Origin of the sequence: Sphingomonas sp., from assembly GCF_965248875.1 — a bacterium.
GTDB lineage: Bacteria > Pseudomonadota > Alphaproteobacteria > Sphingomonadales > Sphingomonadaceae > Sphingomonas.
In genome coordinates this window covers 1,460,301-1,481,315 of the sequence record NZ_CBDFKR010000011.1, presented here as the reverse complement: position 1 = coordinate 1,481,315, position 21,015 = coordinate 1,460,301, and the positions used below count along the sequence as shown (strand labels likewise).

24 protein-coding genes are annotated in these 21,015 nt (G+C 70.7%); 14 read left to right on the top strand and 10 right to left on the bottom strand.

Annotated features, from left to right (window positions below):
• Nucleotides 1-34: 34 nt before the first annotated feature.
• Both ACP2AD_RS14430 and ACP2AD_RS14425 read left to right on the top strand, forming a co-directional pair.
• A complete protein-coding gene (locus ACP2AD_RS14430; protein ID WP_425230739.1) occupies nt 35-856 on the top strand; it encodes an SDR family NAD(P)-dependent oxidoreductase in 822 nt (273 codons plus the stop codon).
• A complete protein-coding gene (locus ACP2AD_RS14425; protein WP_425230738.1) occupies nt 849-2,321 on the top strand; it encodes a class I adenylate-forming enzyme family protein in 1,473 nt (490 codons plus the stop codon). The genes ACP2AD_RS14430 and ACP2AD_RS14425 overlap by 8 nt, the downstream gene beginning before the upstream one ends.
• Here ACP2AD_RS14425 and ACP2AD_RS14420 read toward each other — a convergent pair.
• From ACP2AD_RS14420 to ACP2AD_RS14400, 5 genes are read right to left on the bottom strand one after another with little or no spacing between them, the layout of a single operon-like run.
• Nucleotides 2,318-2,950, bottom strand: a complete 633-nt coding sequence (locus ACP2AD_RS14420) for a nucleotidyltransferase family protein (RefSeq protein WP_425230737.1) — start codon at nt 2,948-2,950, stop codon at nt 2,318-2,320. The genes ACP2AD_RS14425 and ACP2AD_RS14420 overlap by 4 nt on opposite strands.
• Nucleotides 2,940-3,872 (bottom strand): XdhC family protein, encoded by a 933-nt coding sequence (locus tag ACP2AD_RS14415; protein WP_425230736.1) that lies wholly within the window; start codon nt 3,870-3,872, stop codon nt 2,940-2,942. Before ACP2AD_RS14415 ends, ACP2AD_RS14420 begins: the two co-directional genes overlap by 11 nt.
• Nucleotides 3,873-3,911: 39 nt before the next feature.
• On the bottom strand, nt 3,912-6,128 hold the full coding sequence (locus ACP2AD_RS14410; RefSeq protein ID WP_425230735.1) for a xanthine dehydrogenase family protein molybdopterin-binding subunit: 2,217 nt from the start codon (nt 6,126-6,128) through the stop codon (nt 3,912-3,914).
• Entirely contained in the window at nt 6,121-7,101 is a 981-nt protein-coding gene (locus ACP2AD_RS14405; protein WP_425230734.1) for an FAD binding domain-containing protein, read from the bottom strand. Before ACP2AD_RS14405 ends, ACP2AD_RS14410 begins: the two co-directional genes overlap by 8 nt.
• The gene (locus ACP2AD_RS14400) at nt 7,098-7,610 is read right to left on the bottom strand and encodes a 2Fe-2S iron-sulfur cluster-binding protein (protein ID WP_425230733.1); all 513 of its coding nucleotides are present in this window, start codon (nt 7,608-7,610) and stop codon (nt 7,098-7,100) included. Before ACP2AD_RS14400 ends, ACP2AD_RS14405 begins: the two co-directional genes overlap by 4 nt.
• Nucleotides 7,611-7,629: 19 nt before the next feature.
• On the opposite strand from ACP2AD_RS14400, the gene ACP2AD_RS14395 reads away from it, so the two are divergent.
• The gene (locus tag ACP2AD_RS14395; RefSeq protein WP_425230732.1) at nt 7,630-8,685 is read left to right on the top strand and encodes a glycerophosphodiester phosphodiesterase; all 1,056 of its coding nucleotides are present in this window, start codon (nt 7,630-7,632) and stop codon (nt 8,683-8,685) included.
• The gene (locus ACP2AD_RS14390; RefSeq protein WP_425230731.1) at nt 8,685-8,969 is read left to right on the top strand and encodes a hypothetical protein; all 285 of its coding nucleotides are present in this window, start codon (nt 8,685-8,687) and stop codon (nt 8,967-8,969) included. The genes ACP2AD_RS14395 and ACP2AD_RS14390 overlap by 1 nt, the downstream gene beginning before the upstream one ends.
• A 137-nt stretch (nt 8,970-9,106) precedes the next feature.
• Here ACP2AD_RS14390 and ACP2AD_RS14385 read toward each other — a convergent pair whose 3' ends face one another.
• Nucleotides 9,107-9,802 carry a TIGR02117 family protein gene (locus ACP2AD_RS14385; protein ID WP_425230730.1) on the bottom strand — a complete coding sequence of 232 codons (696 nt, stop codon included), beginning with the start codon at nt 9,800-9,802 and terminating at the stop codon, nt 9,107-9,109.
• A 23-nt stretch (nt 9,803-9,825) separates the two neighbouring features.
• Between ACP2AD_RS14385 and phhA the strand changes: the two genes are divergently transcribed.
• Nucleotides 9,826-10,698 (top strand): phenylalanine 4-monooxygenase, encoded by an 873-nt coding sequence (phhA, locus tag ACP2AD_RS14380; protein ID WP_425230729.1) that lies wholly within the window; start codon nt 9,826-9,828, stop codon nt 10,696-10,698.
• Here the strand turns inward: phhA and ACP2AD_RS14375 are convergent.
• The 3 genes from ACP2AD_RS14375 to ACP2AD_RS14365 form a co-directional block, all read right to left on the bottom strand.
• Nucleotides 10,695-11,627, bottom strand: coding sequence for a 50S ribosomal protein L11 methyltransferase (locus tag ACP2AD_RS14375; protein WP_425230728.1), 933 nt, complete (start codon nt 11,625-11,627; stop codon nt 10,695-10,697). The two genes, phhA and ACP2AD_RS14375, sit on opposite strands and share 4 nt — an antisense overlap.
• Nucleotides 11,617-12,315 carry an SDR family NAD(P)-dependent oxidoreductase gene (locus ACP2AD_RS14370; protein ID WP_425230727.1) on the bottom strand — a complete coding sequence of 233 codons (699 nt, stop codon included), beginning with the start codon at nt 12,313-12,315 and terminating at the stop codon, nt 11,617-11,619. The genes ACP2AD_RS14375 and ACP2AD_RS14370 overlap by 11 nt, the downstream gene beginning before the upstream one ends.
• Before the next feature lie 73 nt (nt 12,316-12,388).
• Nucleotides 12,389-13,729 carry a methyl-accepting chemotaxis protein gene (locus ACP2AD_RS14365; protein WP_425230726.1) on the bottom strand — a complete coding sequence of 447 codons (1,341 nt, stop codon included), beginning with the start codon at nt 13,727-13,729 and terminating at the stop codon, nt 12,389-12,391.
• Nucleotides 13,730-13,899: 170 nt separating this feature from the next.
• On the opposite strand from ACP2AD_RS14365, the gene sdhC reads away from it, so the two are divergent.
• The 9 genes from sdhC to ACP2AD_RS14320 are packed head-to-tail and all read left to right on the top strand — an operon-like array spanning nt 13,900 to nt 19,995.
• Complete coding sequence (sdhC, locus tag ACP2AD_RS14360) at nt 13,900-14,325, top strand: succinate dehydrogenase, cytochrome b556 subunit (protein WP_425230725.1); 426 nt, start codon at nt 13,900-13,902, stop codon at nt 14,323-14,325.
• Nucleotides 14,325-14,711 (top strand): succinate dehydrogenase, hydrophobic membrane anchor protein, encoded by a 387-nt coding sequence (sdhD, locus tag ACP2AD_RS14355; RefSeq protein ID WP_425230724.1) that lies wholly within the window; start codon nt 14,325-14,327, stop codon nt 14,709-14,711. The genes sdhC and sdhD overlap by 1 nt, the downstream gene beginning before the upstream one ends.
• Nucleotides 14,711-16,525 (top strand): succinate dehydrogenase flavoprotein subunit, encoded by a 1,815-nt coding sequence (sdhA, locus tag ACP2AD_RS14350; protein ID WP_425230723.1) that lies wholly within the window; start codon nt 14,711-14,713, stop codon nt 16,523-16,525. Before sdhD ends, sdhA begins: the two co-directional genes overlap by 1 nt.
• 47 nt (nt 16,526-16,572) lie before the next feature.
• Nucleotides 16,573-16,833 carry a ribbon-helix-helix domain-containing protein gene (locus ACP2AD_RS14345; RefSeq protein ID WP_425230722.1) on the top strand — a complete coding sequence of 87 codons (261 nt, stop codon included), beginning with the start codon at nt 16,573-16,575 and terminating at the stop codon, nt 16,831-16,833.
• Complete coding sequence (locus tag ACP2AD_RS14340; protein ID WP_425230721.1) at nt 16,830-17,138, top strand: type II toxin-antitoxin system RelE/ParE family toxin; 309 nt, start codon at nt 16,830-16,832, stop codon at nt 17,136-17,138. Before ACP2AD_RS14345 ends, ACP2AD_RS14340 begins: the two co-directional genes overlap by 4 nt.
• Nucleotides 17,139-17,142: 4 nt before the next feature.
• Nucleotides 17,143-17,610 (top strand): DUF2269 family protein, encoded by a 468-nt coding sequence (locus tag ACP2AD_RS14335; RefSeq protein WP_425230720.1) that lies wholly within the window; start codon nt 17,143-17,145, stop codon nt 17,608-17,610.
• Nucleotides 17,607-18,713, top strand: a complete 1,107-nt coding sequence (locus ACP2AD_RS14330) for a saccharopine dehydrogenase family protein (RefSeq protein ID WP_425230719.1) — start codon at nt 17,607-17,609, stop codon at nt 18,711-18,713. Before ACP2AD_RS14335 ends, ACP2AD_RS14330 begins: the two co-directional genes overlap by 4 nt.
• Complete coding sequence (locus ACP2AD_RS14325) at nt 18,710-19,156, top strand: thiol-disulfide oxidoreductase DCC family protein (protein WP_425230718.1); 447 nt, start codon at nt 18,710-18,712, stop codon at nt 19,154-19,156. The genes ACP2AD_RS14330 and ACP2AD_RS14325 overlap by 4 nt, the downstream gene beginning before the upstream one ends.
• Complete coding sequence (locus ACP2AD_RS14320) at nt 19,153-19,995, top strand: glycoside hydrolase (RefSeq protein ID WP_425230717.1); 843 nt, start codon at nt 19,153-19,155, stop codon at nt 19,993-19,995. The genes ACP2AD_RS14325 and ACP2AD_RS14320 overlap by 4 nt, the downstream gene beginning before the upstream one ends.
• Here the strand turns inward: ACP2AD_RS14320 and ACP2AD_RS14315 are convergent.
• Entirely contained in the window at nt 19,992-21,002 is a 1,011-nt protein-coding gene (locus ACP2AD_RS14315; RefSeq protein WP_425230716.1) for an SDR family oxidoreductase, read from the bottom strand. The two genes, ACP2AD_RS14320 and ACP2AD_RS14315, sit on opposite strands and share 4 nt — an antisense overlap.
• Nucleotides 21,003-21,015 lie beyond the last annotated feature (13 nt).

Genomic DNA, 21,015 nt, shown 5'->3' with positions numbered 1-21,015 from the left:
TTGCGTCACGCCGCTTTCAATCTAGCCTTCCCCCGTGCCGCTCCTCGACCGCATCCTCTTCCCCCGCCCGCGGCTGAGCGACGCCCGCCTCCGCCGCGCGGTCGGTGGCAGGACGGTGCTCCTCACCGGCGCCAGCTTCGGGATCGGCGAGGCACTGGCGCTGCTGCTCGGACGAGCGGGAGCGGCGCTGATTCTGGTCGCGCGGACAGCGGACAAGCTCGACGCGGTGTGCGACGCCGTGGTCGCGGCGGGTGGCCAGGCAATGGCAGTCGCCTGCGACCTGACCGACCCGGCCGCGGTCGAGGCGCTGATCGCCGCACTCCCGCCGGTCGACATCCTGGTCAGCAACGCGGGCAAGTCGATTCGCCGCGGCTTCTGGGCGTCGACCGGCCGGCCGCAGGACGTCGGGCGCACGATCGCACTCAACTACACGGCGCCCGCGCGGCTGGTGTCGGCGCTCGGCCCTGGCCTGCGCGACCGTGGCGGGCAGGTCGTCAGCGTCGCGGCCGCCAACCTGCTGCTGCCGCCGCCGCCCGGCTGGGCCGCGTACCAGGCGTCGAAGGCGGCATTCGACCAGTGGCTGCGCGCGGTGCGGCCCGAGCTGGTCGCGGCGGGGGTGGCGGCCGGCACGGCGTATCTGCCGCTGGTCCGCACCCGCATGATCGCGCCGACCGCCGCTTATGACCGCGTTCCCGCGATGACGCCGGACCATGCGGCGCGGGTGATCGCGCGGCTGCTGGTGACGCGGCGGGCCTATTGGCGGCCATGGTGGCTGTTCGGCGCCGCGGCGGCGTCGGCGGCGATCCGGCCGCTGTGGGAACGGGTGTCGGTCGCCTGGGCGAAGCGGCATGGCTGAATGGGCGGCGCTGTGGCGGGCGGGGCTGTTGTCGCCGCGAACCGCCGCGGCGCTCGGCTTGGGCGCAGCGAGAGAAGGGCCGAACCCCGCGGCGCTGCTCGCGGCGGGGGCATGGCGGTACGGCGATCGGACGGCGCTCGACGACGGCGTGGAGCGGGTCAGCTACATGCAGCTCGCGACGGAGGTGCGCGCGCTGGCGGCGGGGCTGCGACGTGATCACGGGCTTGGCCCCGGCCGGCGCATCGCGCTGCTCGGGAGTGACGGCGTGGCGTTTGTCCGCGCGCTGTTCGCCGCCACCCGGACCGGCGCCGACGTGGTGCTCCTCAACCCGGACTGGACCGCGGCGCAGCTGGCCGCGTTGGTGGCGCGGGTCAGGATCGACCTGCTCCTCCACGACGCGGATCTGGCGACCGGCCTGCCGGTCCCCCGCGCCACGCTGACGGCGCTCACTCCCGGTAGGGCCAGGCTCCCGCGCGCCCGCGGCGGCGGGGTCGCGGTGATGACCGGGGGCACGACCGGGCAGGCGAAGATGGCGCGGCGGCGGCCGTCGCCCGTCGCGTTCGCGCGGAGCTTCGCGGGGCTGGTCGGCGCGCTCGACCTGGGGCGGCACCGGCGCGGGCTCAACGCGACGCCGCTCCATCACGGCTTCGGGCTGGCGGCGCTGTTCGTCGGGCTGGCGCTCGGCCAGACGCTACACCTCCGCCGCCGGGCCGGCGCGGCCGAGGCCAAAGACCTGATCGCGCGCGAGGGGCTGACGATCGTGACGCTGGTGCCGACGCTGCTCGATCGGCTGCTCCGCGCCGGCGCGCTCGACAGGATCGGCTGCGTCGTCTGCGGCGGCGCGCCGTTATCGCCCGCGCTGGCGGCGGCGGTGCTGGATCGTTGCGGCCCGGTGCTCCACAACCTCTACGGGACGTCGGAAGGCGGCGTCGCGACGCTGGCCGGGCCCGCCGATCTGCACGCCGCCCCGGGCAGCGTCGGGCGCGCATTGCCTGGCGTCAGATTGCGCATCGCCGACGCCGAAGGCGCCGCGCTGCCGGTAGGCGAGACGGGCCGCGTCCTCGTCAAGAGTCCGGTCGCGGTGGCGCGCGATTGGCAGGATACCGGCGACCTCGGTCATATCGACGCGGCGGGGCGGCTCACCTTGCGCGGGCGCGCCGACGACATGATCGTGTCGGGCGGGGAGAATGTCTATCCCGACGACGTCGCGGCCGCGCTTCGCAGGCATCCGGCCGTCGCGGCGGCGGCGGCAGTTGGCGTCGGCGACGCGAGCTTCGGCCAGCGGCTGATCGCCTTCGTCGAACCTGCCGCGCCGGTCACGGCCGAGGCGCTGACCGGCTGGCTCGCCGGTGAGGTCGCACGTCACGAGCGCCCGCGCGCGCTCCTGCTGCTCGACGCGCTGCCGCTGACCCCGCTCGGCAAGGTCGACCTAAGGCGCCTCCGCACCCTGGCGGCCAGCAGCTAACCCGTCATCCGCCCCTGCGCCCGGTCGATCGCGGCGCGCGAGTGGATCAGCGCGCGCAGCTTCTCCAGATCGGCGGGGGTGTCGATGTCGACCAGCTCCGCGGTGCTGGCGACGACATGCCGCCCGCCGCGGATCAGCGCGCGTGCGCCCTCGCTGCCCTGCAGCGCGAGCAGTGCATCGAACCGCCCCCGCCCGAACAACACCGGCGGCACGGGATGGTCGCCGTCGCTGGACGCCACCACCGCGTCCGGCCCGGCACTGGCATCGAACAGGCGATAGACGTGCGCCGCCGTCACCCGCGGCATGTCGGCCAGCGCGATCAGCACCGCGTCCGCGCCCTGTGCTTTTGCGCAATCGACGCCCAGATGCAGCGATGAGGCCATGCCCTGTTTGGGATCGGCGTTGGTCATCACGCGATAGCCGTGCTGATCATAAGGCAGCGGATCGGCGTCGACGATCGCGATCCTCTCCTGGAACGGCATATCTTCCAGCGCGACGGCGACGTGCAGCCCCAGGGGGCGGCCGAGAAAATCCTCGTGCAGCTTGGCGGTGTCGCCGAACCGCTGCGACATGCCCGCCGCGAGCAGCACCAGGATGGTCTTTTCGACCGTCAACGGATCACCTGCCATGCCCACCTCCGTGCCAGCGCTCCACCATCGCCGCCGCGATCGACAGCGCGATCTCCGACGGGCCGATCGCGCCGATGTCGAGCCCGACCGGCGCATCGATGCGATCCAGTTCAGCCGCGCCAACGCCCATCGCGGCCAGACGCTCCCGCCGCGCCGCATGGCTCCGCCGCGACCCGAGCGCGCCGACATAGCCGGCCCCGCTCTGCAGCGCGGCGAACAGCGCCGGGTCGTCGATCTTGGTGTCGTGGCTCAACGTCACGACGGCGGTCGCGGGATCGGGCCGGAGCGCCGCCACCGCCTCGTCCGGCCAGCGATCGTCGAGCGTGACGTCCGGAAAGCGTTCGGCCGTCAGGAATCGCCCGCGCGGGTCGATGACGGTGGTCTCCACCCCCAGCGTCGCCGCCAGCTGCGCCAGCGCCTGCGCGATCTGCACCGCGCCGACGATCAGCAGGCGGCGCGGCGGGTCGTAGCGGTTGAGGAACGCCTCGCCCGTCGCCCCTGGCCCGACGCCGCTGCGCCCGGTCGTCAGGTCGGTGGCGACCGTCAGCGCCCGGCCCTCGTCGCGCGCCGCCGCGATGCGGTCGAACAGCGCCGGGTCGAAGCCCTCGGCGCTGACCGGCTGCACCATCACCGCGATCTCGCCGCCGCACGGCAGGCCGACCTCCCAGGCGTCGGCGTCGGCGACCCCGTAACGCCTGACCTGAAACGGCGCGCCCGCGATCACGTCAGCGGCGGTCGCCATGATGTCGTTCTCGACGCAGCCCCCGGAGACCGAGCCCTCGAACCGCCCATCGGCCGCGACCAGCATGTGCGACCCTCGCGGCCGCGGCGCCGAGCCCCAGGTCGACACCACCGTGGCGAGCGCCAGCCGTTCGCCCTGCCACGCGCGGGCGGCGGCGATCACGGAGTCGTTCTCGGCCATGCTTCTTCCTTGCGATCCTGGTGCCGAACCGGTGAACAGCTAGACGTCGGGCAACCCCGCCAGCAGCTTGTCGGGCGTGATCGGCAGGTCATACACCCGGACGCCGCACGCGTTGTAGATCGCATTCATCACCGCCGCGCCGGCGCCCGATATGCCCAGCTCGCCTACGCCTTTCGCCCCGATCGGGTTGGCGTGATCGTCGACCTCGCCGACAAAGGCGATCTCGATCGCGGGCGCGTCCGCCGATACCGCGACATGATACTCGCCGAAGTCGGGGGTGACGAAGGCGCCGGTGCGCGGATCGATCACCGCATGCTCCATCAGCGCATAGCTGATCCCCCAGATCATCCCGCCCAGAATCTGGCTGCGGGCGGTCTTCTCGTTCAGCACGCGGCCGATATCGAAGACCCCGACCATGCGGCGTACCCTGACCTCGCCGGTGACGGCATTCACCGCCACTTCGGCGAACTGCGCGCCGTGGCTCGCCTGCGACGTTGCCCGGCTTGCCTTGCCCGGCCCGGTCTTGCCGTGCGCCGTGATCGGCGCGCCCCGCGTCAATTCGCTGAGCGTCGCCTCCCGGTCGCCTGCGCGAACCCGGCCGTCCTGCAGCACCAGCTCGTCGGGCGCGGCGTTCATCCGCCGCCCCAGCTCGACCAGCAGATCCTCGCACGCCAGCGCCACGGCGCTTGCCGACGACCCCGCGCCGAACGAACCGCCCGATCCCGCGGTCGGCGGCAGGTCGGTATCGCCCAGCCGCACGTCGACCTGTGCGACCGGCAACCCCAGCATCTCGCCCGCGACCTGCGCCAGGATCGTGTAGGTGCCGGTGCCGATGTCGGTCATGTCGCACTCGACCGTTGCGGTGCCGTCGGGTTCGATCCGCACGCGCGCCTGCGCGTTGACGGTGAAATTGCCGCGCAGCGACGCCGCCAGGCCGACCCCGATCAGCCACTCGCCCTCGCGTCGCGAGCCGGGCGCGGGCCGCGCCTCCGGCCAGCCGAACCGCTTCGCGCCTTCCGCGTAGCACGCCATCAGGAACCGCGTGGAAAAGGGCTTGCCCGACAGCGGATCGACCTCGGGCTCGTTGCGGCGGCGCAGCTCCAGCGGGTCGAGCCCGAGCCGCTCCGCCAGCTCGTCCATCGCGCCCTCGACCGCGAAGCTGCCGATCGCTTCGCCGGGCGCACGCACCGCGCCGGTGGGCGGCAGATCGACGCGGACGACATCGGTGCGGAAATGACGTACCTCGCCGCGATACAGCGGCAGCGTGCCGAACGGCACGGGCTCCAGAAACGCCGAATCGTCATTCTGCGCCGCGACGCTCTCATGCGCGATCGCGGTCAGCCGCCCGTCCGCCTCCGCCGCAAGCCGGATGCGCTGCACCGTGTCGGAGCGGTGATGCGCCAGATAAGCGATCTGCGCGCGCGGCACGCTGATCTTGACCGGGCGTCCCAGCTTCTCGGCCGCGATCGCCGCCAGGATCGCCTCGGGCTGGACTCCGGTCTTGCCGCCGAAGCCGCCGCCGACGAACGGCGCCAGCATGCGCACCCGGTCGGGCTCGATGCCCAGCGCCTTGGCCACCGTCGCCCGGCCCGCGCCGATCACCTGGTTGCTGGACCGCAAGGTCAGCTTGTCGCCCTCCCACCAGGCGGTGGTGCCGTGAGGTTCCAGCGCGGCCGGGAAATGGATCGGCGTGCGATAGGTCAGGTCCAGCGTCACCGGCGCGGCGGCGAGCGCGGCGTCGAGGTCGCCCTTGGCGATCGCCGGCAGGAAGCCGATGCCATGGTCCGACACCGGCGTCTCGGCAGCCGCATCGTAGCGGCCGGGCGTCTCGTCGACCGTCACGCTGACCAGCCGCGCCGCCTCGCGCGCGATCTCGGCGGTCTCGGCGACCACCAGCGCCACCGGTTGGCCCAGGTGGAAAATGCGCGTGTCGCCCTGCGCCGACAGCTTCTGCGAGTTCGATCCCCCCGCCGGGATGCGCGGGTCGCCGTGAATGACCGCCACCACGCCCGGCAGCGCCTCCGCGGCGGCCGCGTCGATGCGCACCACCCGGCCGCTCCCCACCGGCGCGCCCACGACGCTGCCATAGACGCAGTTCGCGGGCGGCCGCTCGACTGCGTACTGGGCGTCGCCCGTCACCTTGGCGGGGCCGTCGACGCGGTCGATGCCCAGGCCGAGGACGCCCTGTCCGCCAAACCCCTTCGGCCGGTCGAGCGCCGCCGGGCGGTACGGCGCGTCCATCATCAGCTCAGCCATCGGTCAGCTCCCTCAGCGCCGCGGTCAGGATTCGTCGTGCGAGCGGGATCTTGAAGTCATTGTCGCCCGCCCCCTTCGCCTCGGCCAGCAGCACATCTGCCGCTCTGGCGAACAGCGCGTCGGTCGGCACCTCGCCGATCAGCACCGTCTCCACCGCCGCGTCGCGCCAAGGCATGGTGCCCAACCCGCCGAACGCCAGCGCCGCGTGCGTGATCCGGCCGCGGTGGGTCGCCACCACCGCCGCGACCGACACCAGCGCAAAGGCATAGGACGCGCGGTCGCGCACCTTGCGGTACAGCTGACGCGCCCCGGCTGGGGGCGGCGGTAATTCGACCGCGGTGATCAGCTCGCCCGGCCGCAACACCGTTTCGATCTGCGGCGTCTCGCCGGGCAGGCGGTACAGCGCACCCAGCGGCAGGCGCCGCTCACCGTCCGGCCCGAGCGTCGTCACCGTCGCGTCGAGCGCCCGCATCGCCACCGCCATGTCGCTGGGATGCGTGGCGAAGCAGTGCGGCGATCCGCCCAGCACCGCCAGATTGCGCGTGTAGCCGCCACGCGCCGCGCAGCCGCTGCCCGGATCGCGCCGGTTGCACGCCGTGGCGGGGTCGTAGAAATAATAGCACCGCGTCCGCTGCAGCAGGTTGCCCCCGACCGTGGCCATGTTGCGCAGCTGCCCCGAAGCGCCCGCCAGCAGCGCGCGGGCAAGCACCGGATAATGCACGATGACGGACGGATGCGCCGCCAGATCGCTGTTGGGCATCAACGCGCCGATCGTCAGCCCGCCGTCCACGCGCGCCTCGATCCCGGTCAGCGGCAGGCGGCTGATGTCGACCAGCGTCGCGGGCGCCTCGATCCCCAGCTTCATCAGGTCGAGCAGGTTGGTGCCGCCCGCGATGAAGCGCGCGCCGGCGGTTGCGCCCGCGGCAACGGCCGACGCGGCAGTGTCCATGCGGGCATAGGAGAATGTCTTCACGCCGCGGCTACCTCGGCGATCGCGTCGACGATGTTGGGATACGCCGCACACCGGCACAGATTGCCGCTCATCCGTTCGGCGATTTCCGCCCGCGCCAGTGTCGGTGCGGCCAGCTCGGCCGACGCATGGCTCGGCCACCCCTTCGCCGCCTCGTCCAGCATACCCACCGCCGAACAGATCTGCCCCGGCGTGCAGTAGCCGCACTGATAGCCGTCATGCGCGATGAAGGCGCGCTGCAGCGGGTGCAGCGCGGCCCCGTCCGCGATCCCTTCGATGGTCGTGATGCGATCGTCCTGATGCATCACCGCCAGGCACAGGCACGACAGCACCCGTCGCGCGCCTGCTTCGCTCCCCGCAGGGGCGATCAGCACCGTGCACGCCCCGCACTGACCGTGATCGCAGCCCTTCTTGGCGCCGGTCAGGTCCAGATGCTCACGCAGCAGATCGAGCAGCGTCGTGCGAATATCGGGCTCGGCCGAGCGCCGCGCACCGTTGATCGTCCACTCCATGCCGCTATCCTTGTGCGCGATGCGTTTCGCCCTGCTACCCATCGCCGCGCTTGCATGGCTGGTCAATGCCGGCGCAGGAATACCCGTTGTGGATCGGCCCCCCGCAACGCCCCCCTCGACGCCTATCGTCATCGCTCATCGCGGCGCCAGCGGCTCGCGCCCCGAACACACGCTCGCGGCCTATGAGCTCGCGATCGACCAGGGTGCCGACTTCATCGAGCCCGATCTGGTCCCGACGAAAGACGATGTCCTCGTCGCGCGCCACGAGAACGAGATCAGCGGCACGACCAACGTCGCGCAGCACCCCGAGTTCGCCGCGCGCCGGACGACCCGGACGATCGACGGGCAGCAGGTGACCGGCTGGTTCACCGAGGATTTCACGCTCGCCGAGCTGAAGACGCTCCGCGCCCGCGAACGCCTGCCGCAGCTCCGTCCGGGCAACGCCGCCTATGACGGTCAGTTCGAGATCCCGACGCTGGCCGAGATCATCGCGCTGGCGAAGCGCCGCTCGGCCGGGACGGGGCGGACGATCGGCATCTATCCCGAGACCAAGCACCCGACCTATTTCGCGAGCATCGGCCATCCCACCGACGCGCTGCTCGTCGATCAGCTCCGCGCGGCGGGGTGGGACCGCGCCGACGCACCCGTATTCATCCAGTCGTTCGAGGTCGCGAACCTGCGTCATATCCACACCATGACCCGCATCCGTCTGATCCAGCTGCTCGGCGCGACTGGTGGCCCGGCCGACGGCGCGCAGCCCAGCTACGCGGCAATGATCACGCCGGCCGGGCTCGCGGCGGTCGCGCGCTATGCCTACGGAATCGGGCCGGACAAGGCGATGCTGTGGACCGGCGAGCAGCCGAGCGCGCTCGTCGCCGACGCCCACCGCGCGGGGCTGAAGGTCCACCCCTGGACCTATCGCGCGGAGGAACAGTTCCTGCCCGCGCGCTTCCGCGGCCGGCCCGGGCATGCCGGAGTGCGGGCGGAGATCAGGTCCGCGCTCGACCAGGGCATCGACGGTTTCTTCAGCGATTTTCCCCTAGACGCCGTCCAGGTCCGCGACGGAGCACCGTGATGCACAAGCTTGCCCTTCTCCTGCTTCCGCTGGCGGCGGGCGGCTGTGTCAGCACCGTCGCGTCCGTCGTCACCGCCCCGGTCCGCGCGACCGCGCAGGTGGTCGACTGGACGACAACGAGCCAGTCGGAGGCTGACCGCAACTACGGCAAGCGGATGCGCAAGGCCGAGGAACGCGAAGGCCGCGAACGCCGCGCCTGGGCGCGCCGCTGCGACGGGCATGCCGACCGTGACGGCTGCGATGCGTATCACGGCTTCACCGCGGACAGCGTGCGGCGGCAATAACCCTGCCCGGCGCCGATTCTCCTGTCCTACAAGCGCCCCTTCGTGCCAGCCGGGCGGAGTGCTCTCGCCTCGACGCCCATCGCCTTCAACTGCCCCCCGCCGCAGCGAGGGCATCGCGTTTAGCCTCTACTTAGCCTCTACTTCCGTGCCGCCCCGGCCGGAAACCACCCCATCACGGTCACCGGAAACGGCGCCCACAATCCCACCCGCACCCCCGCCGCCCGCAGCGCCGCGCCGGTCCAGTTGTTGCACGTCCACGCCGCCGAATACCGCCCGCGCGCTTCGTAGAACACGTCGTTGCCGGCATAGCCCGCCCAGTGCCGGCGGCTCGCCAGCGATGCGCGGATGTATGCGGCCAGCCGCCGGTACTCGCCGGGGCGCAGGACAACGCGCCGCTCCTGCGGCCCGTCGGCGGGCGCCGGAATATGCTCGACATGGAGCAGCGTCTCAGTCGAGCCGATCGCCGCGCCCAGCACCACCCGCGGCCGCACGTCCGCCCAGGTCGGCGTGCCGAGGTAGAAGCCGTGCTCGCCCCAGCCGATCGCCAGGTGGTCGTAGGCGGCATAGCGGGGGTCGGCGAGGTCGCCCGCCGGCGCGAACGGCCGCCAGTCCACCCCTGCCGCCACCTTGGGCATGACCAGGCCGGTGTGGATGCCGTTCGACTCGACCCAGATCGTCACCCCCTGTTCCGGCGCCCGCCAGCCGGCGTTGACCGGTATCGAGCCGCCGACCAGCCCCGCCGCGGCATAGGCGAGCAGCAGGAGCAGCAGGAGCAGCAGCGCCTGCGCGGTGCGGGCAACCAGCGTGCGGGGGCGAACGTTTCGCAAGCGCATGGGCAGCATGCTAGGGGATTGGCATGGCAGAGGAAACGCACGTTCTGGACCGGCCGCCACCCGGCGCCGCGGCCGACTGGACGGTTCCACAGGGCTGGCATCGCTACACGGCGGCGGAACATGCGACCTGGGACACGCTCTACGCGCGCCAGTCCCGGCTGCTCCCCGGCCGCGCGTCGGCGGCCTATCTGCGCGGGCTCGACGCGCTCCGGCTGTCCGAGCGCGGCATCCCCGACTTTGAAGAACTTTCGGACCGGCTGGAGGCGCTGACCGGCTGGCGCGTCGTCGCCGTGCCGGGGCTGGTGCCGGACGCGGTGTTCTTCGATCATATGGCCAACCGCCGCTTCGTCGCGGGCAACTTCATCCGCCGCCCCGACCAGCTGGACTATCTGCAGGAGCCCGACGTTTTCCACGACGTGTTCGGCCACGTTCCCATGCTCGCCGACCCGGTATTCGCCGACTATGCCGCCGCCTATGGCCGTGGCGGCCAGCGCGCGATGGGCATGGATGCGCTCAAATATCTGACCCGGCTCTACTGGTACACGGTCGAGTTCGGGCTGATCGAGGAGGCGGGCGGCCTGCGTATCTACGGCTCGGGCATCGTGTCGAGCTTTGCCGAGACGCGGTTCGCGCTCGACGACCCGTCGCCGAACCGCCTGCGCTTCGACCTCGCCCGGGTGATGCGCACCGAGTACCGGATCAACGATTTCCAGCAGAACTACTTCGTCGTACCGGGCTATGACGAGCTGCTGCGCGTCACCGTCGAGACCGACTTCGCGCCGTTGTACGAGCGGCTCAAAGCATCGCCCGACATCCCGGTCGCCGAGATCGTCCCGGAGGACGAGGTGCTGACCCGCGGGACGCAGGCCTATGTGCGCGGCAGGGCGGCGGCCTAGAGGTCGAGCGCCCAGCCGTCGCGGCCCTTGGGATCGGGCGGCGCGCTCGGCATGTAGCGCTCGTCGCCCGCGACCAGGCGCAGGATCGTCCAGTCGCCGCGCCGGTCCGCCTCCTCCAGCCGGCAGCCGCACGCGGCATAGGCGGCGGCGACCGCGTCCGCCTGCGTGTCGAGCAGCCCCGCAAGCACGATCGTCGCCCCCGCCGCGGCGATCGCCGCCAGCTCGGGCGCCATCGATACAAGCGGCCAAGCGAGGACGTTGGCGATGATCAGGTCGTAGGGTGCGCGCCCGGTGATCCGCGCGTCCAGCGCCCCGTCCGCGACGATCAGGTCGATCGCCGGCACGTCGTTGCAGCGGGCATTGCCGGCGGAGACCTCGATCGCGGCAGGATCGATATCCGTGGCCGCAATCGTCGCCCGCGGCCAGAGGTGCCGCGCGGCAAAGGCGAGCAGGCCGGTCCCGGTGCCGACATCGATGACGTTGTCGAAGCCGCACTCGCTCAGGCGGTCCAGCATCGCCAGACATCCTGCGGTGGTCGCATGATGCCCCGTGCCGAACGCCCGCCCGGCGTCGATCAGGAAGGCACGCCCACCAGGCGGTGCCTCCGCCGGCTGGGCGGCGGTGTGGACCACGAACCGCCCCTCGCGGATCGGCTGCAGCCCGGCCTGGCTCAGCGTCACCCAATCCTCGTCGCCCAGCCGCTCGACCACGGGCGCCGACCCACCCGCGCCCGGCAACAGCGCCGTCAGCATGGCCAGCGTCGCCGCGTCGGGCTCCACCTCGAAATACGCGTCGAGCCGCCACGCCGCGCGATCGTCCTCAACCAACTCGGTCGTCATCAGCACCGCGTCGAGCGGCACCTCAGCGGCGTCGATCGCCTCCGCCTCTGCACGCGTGCAGGGCAGGGTGACCTTCCAGCTATCTGACATAGCTTGCCCCATTCACGTCGAGCACGGCGCCCGTCATGGACGCGGGCGCGTCGAGCGCCAGGAACTTGACCGCCGCCGCCACCTCCGCCGGCTCGGCGACGCGGCCCAGCGGGATGTCGGCGAGCAGCTTGTCGCCACCGCGGCTGGCCAGGTAATCCTCCGCCATCCCCGTCATCGTGAACCCCGGACATACCGCAAAGGCGAGGATGCCGTCGCGCGCATACCCCCGCGCGATCGTCTTGGTCATCGCCACCATGCCCGCCTTTGAAGCGGCATACTGCCAGTGCGCGGGCGAATCGCCGCGATAGGCGGCGCGGCTGGCGACGTTGACGATCCGCCCGGACGCGCCGCGAGCCTGCCAGTGCAGTATCGCGAGGCGGCACAGCTCGGCCGACGCGGTCAGGTTGATCCGCATCGTCCGCTCCCACGCCGCCAGCCAGGCGTCGTCCTCGCCGTCGAGCGGGTTCGCCTCGAACACGCCGGCATTGTTGACGATCACGTCGATCGCCCCGCCGGCCGCGTCGAGCGCCCGGTCCCACAGCGCACGCGCGGCGCCGGGCCGGTCGAGGTCGGCGGCGATGCCCGATGTCGTGCCGTGGCCGATCACGGTCGCACCCGCGACGGCGAGCGTCTCGGCGCACGCGGCGCCGATCCCGCGCGAGGAACCGGTGAGGAGGATGGTCGTCATGGGGCCGCTATACGCCGCCCGGCGCGCCGGCCAAGGCGGCGATCGGACCGCCGGCGTCGTCAGCCGGTCGCGGTCACGCCGCGACCAGTGCGACGAACTCGCCTGCGCTCGCCTTCAGATCGGCCAGCCGGGCGTCGAACGTGTCGATGCCGTGACCGACGCTGTCGATTTCACGCGCGACCGATTCGGTGTCGGCACGGATCGCGGCGATCGTGCCCGACATCGAATCCGCGGCGAGCGCGGTTTCGTCGACGGCGGCGGTGATGGCGGTGACGGTCTGCGCCTGTGCTTCCATGGCGAAGCGGATGCGCTCGGCCGATGCCTGGACTTCGGTGACGGTGGTCTTGATCGAGGCATTGGTGTCGACGGTCGAGCGCGTCGCCGACTGGATCGCGGCGATCTTGGCGGCGATGTCGTCGGTGGCGCGCGCCGTTTGGCTCGCGAGGCTCTTGACCTCCTGCGCCACCACCGCAAAGCCCCGGCCCGCATCGCCTGCGCGCGCCGCCTCGATGGTGGCGTTGAGCGCGAGGAGATTGGTCTGGCCGGCGATGTCGCGGATCAGCCCCAGGATGCTCTCGATCGACTTGGCGTGGTCGCTCAGCGCCTCGCTCATCCCCACCGCGGTTCCCGCCTGCGCGCTCGCCCGGGTCGCGATCTCGGCCGCCGCCTCGACCTCGGTCCGCGCATCCTCGATCGCCCGGATCAGCCCGGCCGCGGTCTGCGCCGCCTCGCGCATCGCCACCGCCGACTGCTCCGCCGCCGCCGCGACCTCCGACGCCTTGCCCAGCACGCCGCGCACGGAGGACGAACTCTGCGACGCCTGGGTGCGCAGCGCCGAACCGTCATGGCTGGTCTGCTCGACGGTGGACGCGATCTTGTCACGGAAATCCGCCACCAGCCGGTCGCGCTCGGCGCGCTCGCTGAAGCGGCAGTAGGAGTTGTACAGCGAACAATAGATGTCGCCCTCCAGGCTGCGCATGCGTAGCAGCAGGTCGCGATAGCTGCGCCGCTGGACATCGTCTGAGACGCGGCGGCTGACAATTTCGAATGTCGTGCGGCCCCCTGCGTCGATCATCGCCAGGATCGGGGTGAGCCCGATGTCGAGCGAATAGGATGACGCGACCGTCCGCTCCGCCGATTCGACCCAGGCCTTGCCCGCCAGATCGGTGAACCGGTTTTTCAGATACGCCGTCGCCAGATCGTACATCCGCTCCTGATCGTGCGGCGCCCAATTGCCGCGATCGCCCCAGACGCGCTTGCGCCGGTCCCAATGCGCGATCGCGATCGCTCGCGCCTCGGGCTCGATGGCGACCCACAGCGCGCGGGCCAGGTCGATCTGTTCATCGCCGATGTCGAACACGCGCAGCCGCTCGGCAAGGTCGATCGTCTTGCTGATGCTCTCTGGCGGGGGCATGATGGACGGCAAGGGGCGAAGCTCCGGCAATGATCCTGAGCGCCAGCGTTAGACCCGCTTGGTTAAGAGGGGGTTAGAAGCCCGCGCGGCGACCCGGGCGGCTTGCATCGCGTCCGGTCGCGGCATAGGCGCTGGCGGCACGCTATCCGCCCGTAACAGGACCACCACCCTTGGCCTCCACCACGTCCGCCCGGCCCCACCCGCGGCCACTATCGCCGCACCTGCAGATCTGGCGCTGGGGCCCGCACATGCTGGTCTCGATCGTGCATCGCGCGCTGGGGGTGGGCGTTGCGCTGGTCGGTCTGCCGCTCTTCACTTGGTGGCTGGCGGCGACCGCGGCCGGCGAGGACAGCTATCGCGGCTTCCTTGGCTGGTTCACGACGGAGGGCGGCGGCTTCAACATCGTCGGCTGGGTACTTGCGGTGGGGCTGAGCTGGGCGGTGCTCCAGCACATGATGACGGGCATCCGCCACCTCGTGCTCGACACCGGCGCGGGGTACGAACTCCGGCGCAACAAGCTTGGCGCGTTGGCGACCATGGCCGCCTCGACGCTGCTGACGGCGGCGTTCTGGGCCTTCATCCTGGCGGTGAAGTGATGGGCAGCGGCACCAGCATCGGCCGCGTTCGCGGGCTGGGCTCCGCCAAGGAGGGCGCCCACCACTGGTGGCGGCAGCGGCTGACCGCGGGCGCCAACATCCTGCTGATCGCATGGCTGCTGTTCTCGCTCGCGCGGCTGCACGGATACGGGTTCGCCGACGTGCACGGCTGGGCCGCGCAGCCCTGGGTGGCGCTGCCGCTGCTGTTGCTCGTCGCCAATCTCGTCTATCACATCCGGCTCGGGCTGCAGATCGTGATCGAGGATTACCAACATGACGAGACGCGCGTCGTGCTGATGGTGCTACTCAACCTTTATTGCGTCGCGATCGCTGCTGTTGCGCTGTTTTCGATCCTCAAGCTCGCCTTTACCGGAGCTCCGCACTGATGACGCCAACCTCTTCAGGCGCGTACAAGATCGTCGATCACACCTACGACGCCGTCGTCGTGGGTGCCGGCGGCAGCGGGCTGCGCGCGACAATGGGGATCGCCGAGACGGGACTGAAGACCGCCTGCATCACCAAGGTCTTTCCGACGCGCTCGCACACCGTCGCCGCGCAGGGCGGCATCGCCGCGAGTCTCGGCAACAACTCGCCCGACCATTGGTCGTGGCACATGTACGACACCGTCAAGGGATCGGACTGGCTCGGTGACCAGGACGCGATCGAATATATGGTGCGCGAGGCGCCCGCGGCGGTGATCGAGCTGGAGCATGCCGGCGTCCCGTTCAGCCGCAACGACGATGGCACCATCTATCAGCGCCCGTTCGGCGGCCACATGCAGAATATGGGCGAAGGCCCACCCGTGCAGCGCACCGCCGCCGCCGCCGACCGCACCGGCCACGCGATGCTCCACGCGCTGTATCAGCAGAGCCTGAAGTACGACGCCGACTTCTACGTCGAGTATTTCGCGCTCGATCTGATCATGGAGAACGGCGCGTGCCGCGGCGTGATCGCGCTGTGCATGGAGGACGGCTCGATCCACCGGTTCCGCGCGCATCAGGTGGTGCTGGCCACCGGCGGCTATGGCCGCTGCTATTTCTCGGCGACCAGCGCGCACACCTGCACCGGCGACGGCAATGCGATGGTGCTGCGCGCCGGGCTGCCGCTGCAGGACATGGAGTTCGTCCAGTTCCACCCGACCGGCATCTACGGCGCCGGCGTCCTCATCACCGAGGGCGCACGCGGCGAGGGCGGCTATCTCACCAACAGCGAGGGCGAGCGCTTCATGGAGCGCTATGCGCCCAGCGCCAAGGACCTCGCGTCACGCGACGTCGTCAGCCGGTCGATGGCGATGGAAATGCGCGAGGGGCGCGGCGTCGGGCCGCACAACGACCATATCTTCCTCCACCTCGACCATATCGACCCCAAGGTGCTCGCCGAGCGGCTGCCCGGGATCACCGAGACGGGCAAGATCTTCGCCGGCGTCGACCTGACGCGCCAGCCGCTGCCGGTGACGCCGACCGTCCACTACAACATGGGCGGCATTCCGACCAATTATCACGGTGAGGTCGTCCGCCTGAAGGACGGCGACCCCGATGCGGTGGTGCCCGGTCTGTTCGCGGTCGGCGAGGCGGCGTGCGTGTCGGTCCACGGTGCCAACCGGCTCGGCTCCAACTCGCTCATCGACCTGGTCGTGTTCGGCCGCGCCACGGGCAAGCGCATCGCCGCGATTCAGAAGCCGGGCGAGACCCACGCGCCGCTACCGGCGGGGTCGGAGGAGCTGTCACTCGGCCGCCTCGACAAATTCCGTCACGCCGCGGGCGGCTCCCCGACGGCGAAGGTCCGCGACGAGATGCAGCGGACGATGCAGGCGCATTGCGCCGTGTTCCGCGACGACGCGCTCCTGACCGAGGGGCAGGCAAAGATGCGGAGCGTCTACGCCCGCATGGCCGATGTCGGCATCGCCGACCGCTCGCTGATCTGGAACACCGACCTGGTCGAGACGCTGGAGCTCGACAATCTGCTCGCCCAGGCGGTGGTGACGATGGAAAGCGCCGCCAACCGCAAGGAAAGTCGCGGCGCGCACGTCAACGAGGATTTCCCCGACCGCAACGACGCCGAGTGGATGAAGCACACGCTGATGACGTTCGACGGCTGGGGCGGCGAGGGCGGCGAGACCACGGTCGATTACCGCCCGGTCCACGACTATACGCTGACCGACGACGCCGAGTACATCAAGCCGAAGAAGCGGGTGTATTAAAGGGCGGCACGCTTGCAAGCCGACTATGACATTGTCATGGTCGACACATGGCCACTCGTATCGCGAAGCCCGTCACCGTCACGCTCGGGGCACAGACCGAGCGGGCGCAGCGCCGCGTCGCGACGGGCCAGTATGCCTCGTTGAGTGAGGTTGTTCGTGCCGGATTGCGTGCACTGGATCGCGAAGAGGAGGCGCTCGACGCATCGCTAAAGGCGCGCGTCGAGGCCGCGCTGGCCGACCCTGCGCCTTCCATCCCGCAGGTTGAGGTGTTTGCCGCTCTTCGCGCCCATCACAACGCGCGGAAGTGACGCGCACGATCGTCTGGCGGCCGAAGGCACGCGCCGATCTACTGTATCTGTACGATTGGATCGCCGAGCAGGCGGGCGACAGGACAGCGCTTGATTATACCAGCCGGATCGAAGATCAAACCAGCTCGCTGACGCAATCGCCCGAGCGCGGATCGCCGCGCGACGACCTGGCACCTGGTGCCCGGACAACCGTCTATCGTCGCCGTACCATCATCATCTATCGAGTACTTCCCGGGATCATCGAAATTCTACGCGTCGCCCATCGCGGTCGCGATCTAGGCCGCCTGTTCGTGGAGGAAGAGTGACGGGATGTCGCCCTACCTCACCGTCAAGGCCCTCCACATCCTCTCCGCCACGATGCTGTTCGGCACTGGGCTGGGCATCGCGTTCTTCTTCTGGATGGGCGGGCGTAGCGGGGACGATCGGGCGGCGTATTTCGCAGCGCGGGCGACGGTGATCGCGGACGTCGTCTTCACCACCACCGCGGGCGTTGCGCAGCCGGTCACCGGCGCCTGGCTGATCGCAAACGGCGGGTTTTCCCCCTCCGAGCCGTGGCTGCTCGCGACCTATGCGCTCTATGCGCTGGCGGCGGCGTGCTGGTTGCCGGTGGTATGGCTGCAGCTGCAGATCAGGAACCAGCTGGCGGCCAAGCTTGCGGGCGGACCGTTTGATGCCGTGCGCCATGCCCGCTACCGGCGCGTCTGGTTCGCGCTCGGCTGGCCCGCGTTCCTCGCGTTGATCGTCGTCGTTCACCTGATGGTGGCGAAGCAGCTGTGAACGCGCCGGCTCGTGTCCTTGTCATCGGCGGCTATGGCAATTTCGGCAGCTATGTCGCGCGTGCGCTCGCGACCGATGCGTCGATCCGGCTGCTGATTGGCGGCCGGTCGCAGACGAAGGCCGACGCCTTTGTCGCGACGCTCGCCCCCGCCGTCCCCGCCGAGGCGCATGCGCTCGACATCGACGGCGATATCGCCGCGCGGCTGGCAGCGATCCGGCCGGACTTGGTGATCCACACCACCGGCCCTTTCCAGCATCAGTCCTACGTGGTTGCGGAAGCCGCGATCGCGTGCGGCGCGCACTATCTCGACCTGGCCGACGCCCGCGCGTTCGTTGCCGGCATCGGCGCGCTCGACACCGACGCACAGGCGGCCGGCGTCGCCGTCATCGCCGGCGCGAGTTCGGTACCGTGCCTGTCGTCCGCGATCGTCGATCATTACCTTCCCGACTTCACGCAGATCAAAGCGATCCGCTACGGCATCACCGCCGCGCAGCAGACCAACCGCGGGCTGGCGACGACGACTGCGATCCTGTCCTATGTCGGCAAGCCCTTCGCCGCGTGGCGCAAGGGCAAGCCGTGGCCCGTCCATGGCTGGCAGGGCACGCACGCCGTCCGCTACCCCGACCTCGGCCGCCGCCTGTTCGGCGATTGCGACATCCCCGATCTTGAGCTGTTCCCGCAGCGCTATCCCGGCGTCGAACAGGTCCGCTTTTCGGCAGGGCACGAGATCGCGCTGCTCCATCTGGGCACCTGGGGGCTGAGCTGGCTCGTCCGCCTCGGCCTTATCCGCCATCTCGACCGCCATGCCGAGGCGCTGCTGAAGCTTGCCTTCTGCTTCGATCGACTCGGCCACGCGCGGTCGGGGATGCACATGCGGCTCGACGGCACTGGCCATGACGGGGCGCCGCTCACCCGCCGCTTCTTCCTGGTCGCGCGGTCGGGGCACGGGCCGTACATCCCGTGCATGCCGGCGATCCTGCTTGCAAAGCGGCTCGCCGCGGGCGAGGCGATCGCGCCCGGCGCGCGGCCGTGCCTCGACCTGATCGACCTCGACACCTATCTTGGGGCGCTTGAGGGGCTGGACATCGAGGTTTGGCGATGACGCCCTACAGCTATCGCGACGACCCGGCGGTCCCCGCGTTCGACGACAGCGACGCGCTCTACGTCTTCGACGGCGAATGCGTGCTGTGCTCGCGCGGCGCGGCATGGCTGATGCGCCATGATCCGGCCGGGCGCATCCGGTTCACCTCGGCGCGCGGAACGCTTGGGCAGGCATTGTATGGTCATTACGGGCTGCCGCTGGACGAGACCTATCTGCTGCTCGACCGGGGGAGGCTCTATACCCGCACCGACGGCTTCCTGCAGGTCGCGCGCCTGTTCGGCGGCTGGTGGCGGGCGGGGTTGGCGGGCAGCGTCGTGCCCCGGGCCGTTCGCGACGCCGCCTATGCGGTGCTGGCGCGCAACCGGCTGCGCTGGTTCGGGCGCAGTGATCATTGCGCGCTGCTGACCCCCGATCAGCGCGCCCGGCTGGTCGAGCCGCAATGATCCGCGCCGTGCTGCTCCTGCTGGCGACCGCCATCGCGGCGCCGCCCGCGACGCTGGGCGTCGATCCGTTCTACGCGAAGTATCTCGACGCTGGCGGCATCCCGATCCTGTCCTCTGCCATGGCGCCCGACGAGGCGCTGGCCGCCGCGCATGACATCGTGGCCGACATGCTCGCCGCCCGGCCGGACCTGCACGCATGGCTGGTGCAGCAGCGCTATCGCGTCGCCGTGATGGCGGCGGACGAGACCACCACCGACCTGCCCGAGCAACGCGGCTGGACCCGCCCCGCTGCGACCGACCCCCGGCTGACGCGGTGCGAGCGCCTTCACTATGCCGAGCGGATCGGCCGGCTGACCGACCGGCAGTATTGGGACGCCCGCGCGCGTGGGATGGCGGGGCCGCTGACCAGCGCGGCGGCGGAGAACCTGCTGGCTGGGCCGCGCGACCGCTACCACGGCGAGAACATCTTCGTGCACGAGTTCGCCCATGACGTCCTCGCCGCGATCCGCGCGGCCGACGGGCGGCTCTACGCGCGCGTCGACGCCGCCTACCGCCAGACGCTGGCCGCGCAACGCTGGCAGGGCGAATACGCGTCCACGACCGTCGACGAATATTGGGCGGTGGGCACGCAGTTCTGGTTCAACTCCGGCCGGATCGCGACCTTCGATACCGTGCATGTGCTGAGCGACACCGACCTGACCCGCTACGATCCGGCGCTCGCGGTCACGCTCCGAGCGGCTTATGGCGACCGCCACCACCTCCTCGCCGACCGCTTCTGGGACTCGCCCGATCGCGTGCCGCCGGGACCGCTGCCGCGATACACCGCCGAAGTCTGCTAGACGTCACGCCGCCGCCGCGCGAACAGCAGACCCACCGCCGCCGCGATCACGCCCATGCCGACCGCCGCGGTGGTCTTGGGGTGGAGCACGGCACTGGTGTAGACGCTGTGCCGCAGCCTGCCCGGATGCTCGCCCGACCGTTCCTCGCCCGCAGGCCCCGCGTCGAACAGATTGCCCGGCCGCGGCTGTTTCCTGCTGGGCGAGTAAGCAAGCTTGCCCGCGCGCGGCGCCAGCCACTCGTACAGCGCGGGAAAGTGCTGCGAGAACAGAACCTGCAGCCGCCCGCCGCCGCCGATCGTCACCTCGCGCCGCGGGTGAACGCAGGCGTCGAGGATCGCGTTGGCTACCAGTGCTGGATCGTAGATCGGCGGCGGAATCTGCGCCTCGCCATCCGAGCCGTGGTTGGCGGCATGCTGGCCGATCGGCGTGTCGATACCCGACGGCTTGACCAGCGTGACGGAGATCGGCTCACCCGCCGCCTGCAGCTCAATCCGCATCACCTCGACAAAGGCTTTCGCGGCGTGCTTCGTTGCGGAATAGATGCCCATTGGCGGTGCCGGCATGTCGGACGCGAGGCTGCCGACCGTCACGAGTGCGCCGCCACCCGCCATCCTCAGCCGCGGCACCGCGGCGCGGCAGCCGTGGACGACGCCGAAATAATTGGTGCGGAACAGCCGTTCCTGCTCGTCGACCGGCGTGTCGAGCACCTCGCCGTAGATCGCCGATCCGGCATCGTTGACCCAGCTGTCGATCCGCCCGAACCGCGCCACCGCCTTAGCTGCCGCCGCCTCCACCGCTGCGGCGTCGCCGACGTCGGCAATCGCGAAGTCGGCACGTCCGCCCCCATTGTTGATCTCCCGCGCGACCTCGCCCAGCACCTCGCCCGAGCGCGCGATCAGGAACACTGCCGCCCCCGCCTTCGCAGCGGCCCTGGCGGTGACCAGCCCGATGCCGGAGCTCGCCCCGGTGATGACGATGACCTGCTCGGCTAGCGGCTTCAGCTTCATGGACGACCCCTCC

Excerpts from the sequence above, each read along its gene's own strand:
- ACP2AD_RS14370 (WP_425230727.1), bottom strand. The coding sequence starts at position 12,315 with ATGACGACCATCCTCCTCACCGGTTCCTCGCGCGGGATCGGCGCCGCG.
- ACP2AD_RS14390 (WP_425230731.1), top strand. The coding sequence starts at position 8,685 with ATGCACAAGCTTGCCCTTCTCCTGCTTCCGCTGGCGGCGGGCGGCTGT.
- sdhA (WP_425230723.1), top strand. The coding sequence starts at position 14,711 with ATGACGCCAACCTCTTCAGGCGCGTACAAGATCGTCGATCACACCTAC.
- sdhD (WP_425230724.1), top strand. The coding sequence starts at position 14,325 with ATGGGCAGCGGCACCAGCATCGGCCGCGTTCGCGGGCTGGGCTCCGCC.
- ACP2AD_RS14420 (WP_425230737.1), bottom strand. The coding sequence starts at position 2,950 with ATGGCAGGTGATCCGTTGACGGTCGAAAAGACCATCCTGGTGCTGCTC.
- ACP2AD_RS14320 (WP_425230717.1), top strand. The coding sequence starts at position 19,153 with ATGATCCGCGCCGTGCTGCTCCTGCTGGCGACCGCCATCGCGGCGCCG.
- ACP2AD_RS14315 (WP_425230716.1), bottom strand. The coding sequence starts at position 21,002 with ATGAAGCTGAAGCCGCTAGCCGAGCAGGTCATCGTCATCACCGGGGCG.
- ACP2AD_RS14345 (WP_425230722.1), top strand. The coding sequence starts at position 16,573 with ATGGCCACTCGTATCGCGAAGCCCGTCACCGTCACGCTCGGGGCACAG.
- ACP2AD_RS14400 (WP_425230733.1), bottom strand. The coding sequence starts at position 7,610 with ATGGAGTGGACGATCAACGGTGCGCGGCGCTCGGCCGAGCCCGATATT.
- ACP2AD_RS14385 (WP_425230730.1), bottom strand. The coding sequence starts at position 9,802 with ATGCGCTTGCGAAACGTTCGCCCCCGCACGCTGGTTGCCCGCACCGCG.
- ACP2AD_RS14415 (WP_425230736.1), bottom strand. The coding sequence starts at position 3,872 with ATGGCCGAGAACGACTCCGTGATCGCCGCCGCCCGCGCGTGGCAGGGC.
- ACP2AD_RS14375 (WP_425230728.1), bottom strand. The coding sequence starts at position 11,627 with ATGTCAGATAGCTGGAAGGTCACCCTGCCCTGCACGCGTGCAGAGGCG.
- ACP2AD_RS14325 (WP_425230718.1), top strand. The coding sequence starts at position 18,710 with ATGACGCCCTACAGCTATCGCGACGACCCGGCGGTCCCCGCGTTCGAC.
- ACP2AD_RS14410 (WP_425230735.1), bottom strand. The coding sequence starts at position 6,128 with ATGGCTGAGCTGATGATGGACGCGCCGTACCGCCCGGCGGCGCTCGAC.
- ACP2AD_RS14335 (WP_425230720.1), top strand. The coding sequence starts at position 17,143 with ATGTCGCCCTACCTCACCGTCAAGGCCCTCCACATCCTCTCCGCCACG.
- ACP2AD_RS14425 (WP_425230738.1), top strand. The coding sequence starts at position 849 with ATGGCTGAATGGGCGGCGCTGTGGCGGGCGGGGCTGTTGTCGCCGCGA.
- ACP2AD_RS14395 (WP_425230732.1), top strand. The coding sequence starts at position 7,630 with ATGCGTTTCGCCCTGCTACCCATCGCCGCGCTTGCATGGCTGGTCAAT.
- phhA (WP_425230729.1), top strand. The coding sequence starts at position 9,826 with ATGGCAGAGGAAACGCACGTTCTGGACCGGCCGCCACCCGGCGCCGCG.
- ACP2AD_RS14365 (WP_425230726.1), bottom strand. The coding sequence starts at position 13,729 with ATGCCCCCGCCAGAGAGCATCAGCAAGACGATCGACCTTGCCGAGCGG.